The sequence below is a fragment of the Kamptonema animale CS-326 genome, from assembly GCF_028330895.1.
Taxonomy (GTDB): Bacteria; Cyanobacteriota; Cyanobacteriia; order Cyanobacteriales; family Microcoleaceae; genus Kamptonema; species Kamptonema formosum.
On the sequence record NZ_JAQMUA010000336.1, the window covers coordinates 1 to 7,371 of the forward strand.

Here is a 7,371-nt window from a genome sequence, read left to right on the forward strand (position 1 = left end):
CCTCTGGGCGGTGACATACCGCCCAGAGGGCGGCATTACGTAAGACTTTTGACATCATTTTAAATTCAATCGAGCGCGTGCTTTCCCAATCCAAACATCTTCATCTGCAATCTTCGGATCTGCCAAAATTAAACAAGTTTTCCATTCTTGCACTGCTCCTTTCGTCTCTTTCATACCATCTAAAACTTGTGCTTTTAAACAATGAGCAGGCGCTCTCTTGTTATCCAGTTTAATCGCAGCATCCTGTTGTGTTAATGCCTCTTCATACCGTCCTAATTCCAGCAATGCCCAACCAATATTTTTCAGCAAAGAATACTTGGTTGCATCATCTTTAGCTAATTCTAAACCTTGCCAAAGTAAGTTAAGAGCGCCATTGTAGTTTTTGTCATGAACTATAAACAAGCGAGCCAATTGGCTATAAGCACCAGCAAAACCTAGTTTTGCTGACCTCCGATATTTTTCACGAGCGCATTCAAAATCTTGCAAATCTTGGCAAAGCCACCCTAAAGTATAGGGTACGACTCGATTATCTGGATTCAAAAACTCCGCTAAGCCCAAGGCTTTTTGAGCTGTAATTAAATCGTTTTTCTGGTAACTATCAAACGCAAAATCATTAACAAATATAGCCAACTTTGGCAAGCCAAAATGCCAGCCGGCTACGCCACCAGTTAGCAGTAATAAAGCCGCCCACTTGAATTTATAATTTGATTGAATTATAAATTGGAATGGGTTATAAACACGCGGGGGCGTTATCGTAGAAGGAACAACTAGAGCGATTTCTGCTACGCCGAGCAAATCATTCCAAGTTGGTGGCTCTACAGCAGGATTCTGAAAAATTATCGGCAACCAACTAGCACAAGGAAAGTTAGTTTCCAACCCTTGCAGCTTTTCTCGTGCTTCCCTACAAGCCTGATACAAAGAGTTACCACTAGCAAAGTTTATAAGTAAATCTTTCAAAAATTGCTGGGCTACAAAATCGGGAACCATTTCCCGCATAACAATCATTTGCGGAATTTCCCAATCATCCAAACCTCTCGCTAATCCCAAGCCATCGCAAGAGTTGAAAATGGCTATCTGCAAACCATTTGCTACAGCTTTTCTGAGACCATACCACACTTCATTAAGGGTCAAACTGTCTGTTTCATTAATATGAATCCAACCCGTATCTTCATCTGTCTCGCCGTGTCCTGCAAAAAAGATAATATCCCAAGGCTGCTCCCACAACTTATCATTAATTTGATTATGTTTAGGCTCAATTAAAAAAACTACCTCTGCATTGGGCAAACTTTCTAGTAGCTTTCTATCTTGTTCAATATTAATGCCTGCACTACAACCTAGAATGGCTAAAACTCTGACTTTGGATTTAGCAATTATTGGCAATAGTCGTGGGCTCTTATACTCGATTGGACTGAGAGCAACTTCAGTAAAAGAGTAGCGATCGATAAAATCCCATAAGTGCCAAGGAAGCTTCTGCAAATGATGATCTTCAGTGCTAAGCAGTACCCGTACTTTCTCTATTGGGATTAATTCTTCTCGCATTACTCTGTCAATGTCGCGAAACTGTTCGGAGTCCAGCCATTGATTGATGGGATTGCGGAGTTTTTCTGCCGATTCGCGAATTTCTTGGAGGCGGGTAGAAAATGAATTATGTGTAATAGATTTGGGCCTAATTCGGCTAGCTAAACCCAAATTACGGTATTCAAACCAATGATCCTGGATTGCGGCCGCTAATTCTGGATTAGGGGGCAGACTGCCACTGATTCCGATAATTGTGCGAGCGCCTTCTTTAATTTCCAGGGAAGCTCGAAACCCCCCTATTTCCAGATCGCCATCAAGCTTAAGGACAACTACTTTAGCCATAACTCGCCCCTATACCTAGCCTATATTTACGACAGCCTAATTGTTGTAGGGAGCGCGCGATCGCGCTTAATCTCGGCTTATCTAGCTTTGGCTATCAAAGCTGAAACTCCTCCACGATGCTGACATCACCCAAAGCTACTTTAACACTAAATTGTTCACCTGGATAGCCATTAAACTCCAATTGTATATTTTTGCTGCTTTTCGCGACTGTTTGCATCATGGGTATTCCTTGTTCATCAAGCACCATTAACTGCAAATCCTGCGGTAAGTAAATTTGTGGTTTGACGGCGTACAGCTCTACAAAAATATCAATTTCTGGTTCAGTTCCCGCTGCTAACCCTACAAATATTGCTACCCGATCGTCCGCCTTTTGCAATTGAAGCAGCTTAGCTCCCATTGTTGTATTGTCCCGCTTTCTGAATTTTATAGGAGCGGCACTTCGGAAGTTAAAACTCGGTTCTGTTTCCGGCAACGACAATAGGGATTCTATGGTTTCTACCATTTCCCAGCCAGCATCCAGAATGCCGTTTACCCAATTGCTCAATACCGCGACAATTGGACGAGGTGTACTCGCCACTGTCAGGAAACCTTCAAGGGATTGCCACTGCCTTAAAGGGATTTTTTCTGCTGTTGCTTTCTCCACAAAGCCTATTAACTTTGCCTCTTGCATCGATTCAGACAATTGCACGGCGATGTAACCGATTCTGTCTGTCCAAACCTCGGCTGGTACTTCTACAATATCGGAGTCTGATAGCAAGGCTCTACACTCTACTTTGCCTAAATCTTTGATGGTTAAATCGGCTGTATTTAGCAGGCTTTGCATTAATGAATCCCAGCTATCGCCAACTTGTAAGTCTGTTTCAATTTGCATACACTGGCAGTAATAATTTACTGCTAAGACTGCTAAAGTATTGCGATAAACTTGTTCGCCTTTTTCTGCATTAGCTTGCTGGCGACGGAAGTGTTCTGCTTGTTTACGGAAGTTAGATGTGATGGTCACGGTAAAACTCAGTTCCTCTGTTGTTTGTTTTTTTTCTAACATTTTCATGTTCCTTTTCAGTTATTCAAATATAGCTTAATTTTCTGAGAAAGTTCTCTGAGGCTGCGTTGATAGAAACTGCTGAGAGTTGATAGGGGTATCCCCAAATCGGCTGAGATTTCTCTCCATTTTTCTCCAGCTAGTATTCGCATTGCTAAGGATTGAAAATTAACATGGGGATACATTTTGTGACGCAGGTTTTGACAAAGCTGTTCCGGGTCGTTTTCTATGTAGTCCAAGATCAGTTCAGATAGAAGAGGTATCTTTTCGGGTTGTTCGAGGTTGTTTTCATCGGGTATTGATCCCACCTTAACATTAGACTTGCCGAGGATTTCACGAATTGCATCATTAAAAAAACGCTTCTCCATATAAAAATTCACCCATCTCATTACTGGACTCTTCTCAGGTTTGTATTGGTCGATTTTTTCGCAAATGTAAATCATGAGTTTTTGGATTGCTTCTTGATATATTTCCTCATATCGATCTCCAAATTGACCTTGACACGGACGGCAAAGTCTGCCAGATTTGAGAATCTTTTCAACTAGCTTGGTGAGAGCCATACGCCTCTCTTTACTTTTAGGTGGATGCCGCTGAGCTTCTATGGCAAGCATCATCAGTCCCTCGTCTTGTAACCTATTTTGTTCTTGGTCGAATGACATCAAGTCTCCTGTATTCGCCGTAGATGTTTTATTAGCCTCTATTTATCTGTTAAGGTTTTGTGGCGATTTTTACGCGAAGTGGCTTGATTTGTTACAAATCTTTATATTTTGTGGCGATCGCAATCTTAGTCATCACTTCACTAAAAATCTGGATTATGTAAAGTTTGGTAAATAAACGCGGGAACTCGCATAAAACTTGAGTGTGCCTCCAGATAGATAGTTGAAGGTCACAAGGGTGAGCATCACAGAATGCTAATGAATATTGAAAAAAGTAATGCCGATCTAGAGTTCAACAATTGGATTTGTCCAGACATCAGGCCCGCGTGGAAACTTGGCAGACTGCGGAGTTCCGAGGAAATTATTCTGCAAGCAATAGAAGGAGGGAGGGAATTTCGCTTTAGTGAGGCCGAAGGCTATGCTTTGCGTTACTTCACGGGGGTTTTGACGGTTCGGGAAGTTCAGAGTCGGCTGAGTGCAGAATTTTCTAGGTGCGATCGCGACTTGGTGACAAAGCTAGTAGAAAAGCTGGTTACTATGGGGATTCTAGTACGTATTGATAGCCATCGGTTGAAGGCGATCGTACAGTGGCTAGAACATCCCGATGGGTCTTGGATTTTGCGGAACCCGGAGGAAATGACGTTTCTGCAAGTGAGTCCAGAGGACAAAGCGATTATAGAACAATTAGGAATATACCAGGATGCAACTGCAACGGAATTTTACGTTAGTCCAGCAAAACTGCACGCTTTGCTGGAACTGTTGGCCGCTACTGCTATGTTAGAACGCGATCGAGGGTCTCGCGAGCCAGATTTCTAAAGAAATATAACAGAGGTGACTTAGATACAAATGTAACTGAGAAACCAGAGCATAGCTGCTAACTCGGTGGGTGCGATCGCGAACCACACCAACCCCCTATCCATGATCTCCTGTTGGTCTATAGTTAGCGGGGAGCTACAGGCAAAATCCAGTTTTCCGCTAACTATATTCTGAGGCTATTAAGCAGCTTTTTCCACAAAAGACGTTAACCTTTCTAACCACTCCGGCCAGTAATAGAGCAAATTTTCCCGATTGAATTCAAATATTTCTGCGTCTTCACCGGGAAGGGCTACGACAATTAAACCATTAACAATTTTAGCGCCAAACAAACTGTCACGATAACATCTGTTAATTGCACCACCATAAGCTACAAGCTGTAAAGGCTTGTCATAAAGTTTTTGCACTTGCAGCTTTGGTTCTTCAGCAGTCGTCCACTCAATAATGTGGGGAACACCTTCATACCGGGCAACTAAATCAACTTTCCCAGCGTATCCTTCCACATAATTTGGTACAATTGTCTCGACTAACTGGACATCGGTAAGTTTCTCCAGTACAGGCTGAATGCTATAACAATAAGGCTGAATTAGGCTGGAAGCGGTGGGAGATAACCCCTGCAAATATTCCTTAACCCACTGATGCAATAGTTCTCCTCGGCGACGGCTAGTTAGAGCAATGCGATTTGCTTCTGCGTTCCCTACTTTCTTGCGCCAATTAGAAATCGCAGCTACAGACTCAATCCGCTGTGTATCTTTAAGTATGGTGGTAACGGCTGGTAGCACGATGCCATAGTTGCCTTGGTAGTAAAAGCGACCATTAATGTAGGTTCGTTTCATAAGAAAAGTCTCCAAAAAATTGCTAAATTCAATCTCGCAATTTTGCTTTGGAGTTATCTCTCACGTTAAGGCTGACTTAGGCTGACATATCTACAATCTTCAGTTGCAGCGTGCTATTCAAAATTATTTTTGCTCTACAATAAGTAGTATTAGAGTACCTTCACTGTGGTTTAAGGCTAGAAGGCTAGATGGAAAATACTGAATTTGCTTTTAGATAATGGAGAGATTAGCCCATGTCGCTACCCTGTGACTTTTTGATTAAGATGGCTGATATCTATAACCTTTCGCCAGAGCAAAAGGCTGCTTTTGTAATCTTGTTTGGCAGTAAAAAGACAGAATTGGAGATAGCAACAGCACTCCATATCAGTAATAGTGCATTTACCACTCGTATGAGCCATGTTTACAGAAAGTTCAGTATCAACGGTAAAGGCCCAGGTAAATATGGTCGCTTGCTCAATTTTCTGACTACCGAGTATCGGAATTCTAAGCCTTCGGACTCTTCAACTTCTAATCTGTCAGAGGATGAGCAGAGTAATACTCCCCCACCCCAAGATGTTGAACCTGATATAGTTCAAAACAGACTGGAGAATAACTGTAATATTGATGTTTGTGTGCAGAAAGTACAAATCCTCCAAGTATCTCCAGATAAGCTTGAACTGGTAAAACAGGCTCTTGAAAGTTTTCCCTCTGTAATCCAAGCTAAACAGAATTTTGAAGGCAAAAAAGTGAGGCTTCAGGAAAAAAAGCTTCGCCAAGGATACCTTACTAAGCTAGAAGAAATAAGTTTAAATGAAAAAAATCTGACCTTAGAAGAGAAGCTGGAGGCTTTTTGGGGAAATAAGATTAACTTAGTTAGCCAGCCCATAGAGGATTTTTTTGGAGGTTGGCCAATTAATCGCGATTTTTTTATTTATATTTGTTCAAAGCTAAAGCTAGAATACCGTTCAATTTTGGATATTGATTTTTTGAAAATTATGGTCGATATAGTACCACGAATGCGTTCAAGGTGCTACAGCAGAATTCAAAACCAGTGTGGGACTCTACAAATTTTAGATGTTTCTCGGCCAATTGAGTTAGATGATCTCTACGTTCATGTCAATATTTTGGATGAACCAATGAGTTATAGCCGCTTAGAAATTTCTGACTTGCCGCAACTTTATGACCCAACAAATGATGAATTTAATCGGTTGGGCTTGGGCAAGATTTGTAAGCCAGAAGTACCGGGATTAGAGGTTATAAAAAATCATCTTAAATTAATGGTACTTGGTAGACCAGGAGCAGGTAAAAGTACCTTTTTGCAATACATAGCTATCCAATGTAATGAAGGTCTATTAGAAGCAGACCGAGTGCTAATATTTATCCCGCTAAAAGCTTTTTCAGAGGATACTAAAAATAGCGAAAAATTTAGCTTATTACCCTACATTAGTCAACAATTAGATTGCTGTGGCGTTGTTAACCAATTGGTAACAGAAAAAATACTTGAGCACGGTAGAGCGCTAATTTTGCTTGATGGTCTGGATGAAGTGCCAGAAGAAGATGGTGATGAAGTTGTGACACAAATTCGTCGATTTTGTGATAAATATTACAAAAATAAGTTCCTTATCACTTGTCGAATTGCTGCTCAAAAATATAGGTTTCCTAAATTTACTGAGGTTGAAGTGGCCGATTTTAACGATCTGCAAATTAAAAAGTTTGCGGAAAAATGGTTTATGGCAGTTGACAAAAATTCAGAGGATAAGGGGAAAGAAAAGGCAACTCAATTTATAGAAAAGCTAAATCTTCCTGAAAACCAGCCTATTCGGGAAATTGCCGTTACTCCCATTTTATTAATTTTGACTTGTTTAGTTTTTCAATCAAAAACCGAATTCCCCTCTAACCGAGCCAAGCTATATGAGGAAGGGCTAGAAATTTTACTTAGAAAATGGGATGAATCCAGGGGTATTGAACGAGATAATCCCTATAAAAATTTATCCATATTACACAAAAAAGAGTTACTATAGCCTTTCTCAAAAAGATGAGGTACAATAACAGCAGTGTGTAAACCAGTTAAAAATATTTGACGATGTAACTTGTCCGAACGCAAACTCTATGGCTTTTCCTAATTCTTGATAATTAGTAGTCTTGATAGAACAGAGAATGATTTTAAGTTTTGACCACAGATTTTCAA

Annotated in this window: 6 protein-coding genes; 2 read left to right on the top strand and 4 right to left on the bottom strand. The window is 40.8% G+C overall.

What is annotated here, in order from left to right; genetic code table 11:
• Positions 1 to 54 precede the first annotated feature (54 nt).
• The 3 genes from PN499_RS19550 to PN499_RS19560 all read right to left on the bottom strand — a co-directional run bounded on the left by PN499_RS19550 (position 55) and on the right by PN499_RS19560 (position 3,558).
• Entirely contained in the window at positions 55 to 1,860 is a 1,806-nt protein-coding gene (locus tag PN499_RS19550) for a CHAT domain-containing tetratricopeptide repeat protein (protein ID WP_272033789.1), read from the bottom strand.
• A 94-nt stretch (positions 1,861 to 1,954) separates the two neighbouring features.
• Positions 1,955 to 2,902 carry a DUF1822 family protein gene (locus PN499_RS19555; protein WP_272033791.1) on the bottom strand — a complete coding sequence of 316 codons (948 nt, stop codon included), beginning with the start codon at positions 2,900 to 2,902 and terminating at the stop codon, positions 1,955 to 1,957.
• A 14-nt stretch (positions 2,903 to 2,916) separates the two neighbouring features.
• Positions 2,917 to 3,558 carry a sigma-70 RNA polymerase sigma factor region 4 domain-containing protein gene (locus tag PN499_RS19560; RefSeq protein WP_272033793.1) on the bottom strand — a complete coding sequence of 214 codons (642 nt, stop codon included), beginning with the start codon at positions 3,556 to 3,558 and terminating at the stop codon, positions 2,917 to 2,919.
• 255 nt (positions 3,559 to 3,813) lie between these two features.
• Between PN499_RS19560 and PN499_RS19565 the strand changes: the two genes are divergently transcribed.
• Positions 3,814 to 4,371, top strand: a complete 558-nt coding sequence (locus PN499_RS19565) for a hypothetical protein (RefSeq protein ID WP_272033795.1) — start codon at positions 3,814 to 3,816, stop codon at positions 4,369 to 4,371.
• A gap of 179 nt (positions 4,372 to 4,550) precedes the next feature.
• On the opposite strand, the gene PN499_RS19570 is transcribed toward PN499_RS19565, so the two are convergent.
• On the bottom strand, positions 4,551 to 5,204 hold the full coding sequence (locus PN499_RS19570) for an exonuclease (protein ID WP_272033797.1): 654 nt from the start codon (positions 5,202 to 5,204) through the stop codon (positions 4,551 to 4,553).
• A 263-nt stretch (positions 5,205 to 5,467) separates the two neighbouring features.
• On the opposite strand from PN499_RS19570, the gene PN499_RS19575 reads away from it, so the two are divergent.
• A complete protein-coding gene (locus PN499_RS19575) occupies positions 5,468 to 7,204 on the top strand; it encodes an NACHT domain-containing protein (RefSeq protein ID WP_272033798.1) in 1,737 nt (578 codons plus the stop codon).
• Positions 7,205 to 7,371 lie beyond the last annotated feature (167 nt).

What these genes read in the sequence shown, in the direction of transcription:
- PN499_RS19565 (WP_272033795.1), top strand. Translation starts at nt 3,814, where the DNA reads ATGAATATTGAAAAAAGTAATGCCGATCTAGAGTTCAACAATTGGATT.
- PN499_RS19550 (WP_272033789.1), bottom strand. Translation starts at nt 1,860, where the DNA reads ATGGCTAAAGTAGTTGTCCTTAAGCTTGATGGCGATCTGGAAATAGGG.
- PN499_RS19560 (WP_272033793.1), bottom strand. Translation starts at nt 3,558, where the DNA reads ATGTCATTCGACCAAGAACAAAATAGGTTACAAGACGAGGGACTGATG.
- PN499_RS19575 (WP_272033798.1), top strand. Translation starts at nt 5,468, where the DNA reads ATGGCTGATATCTATAACCTTTCGCCAGAGCAAAAGGCTGCTTTTGTA.
- PN499_RS19555 (WP_272033791.1), bottom strand. Translation starts at nt 2,902, where the DNA reads ATGTTAGAAAAAAAACAAACAACAGAGGAACTGAGTTTTACCGTGACC.
- PN499_RS19570 (WP_272033797.1), bottom strand. Translation starts at nt 5,204, where the DNA reads ATGAAACGAACCTACATTAATGGTCGCTTTTACTACCAAGGCAACTAT.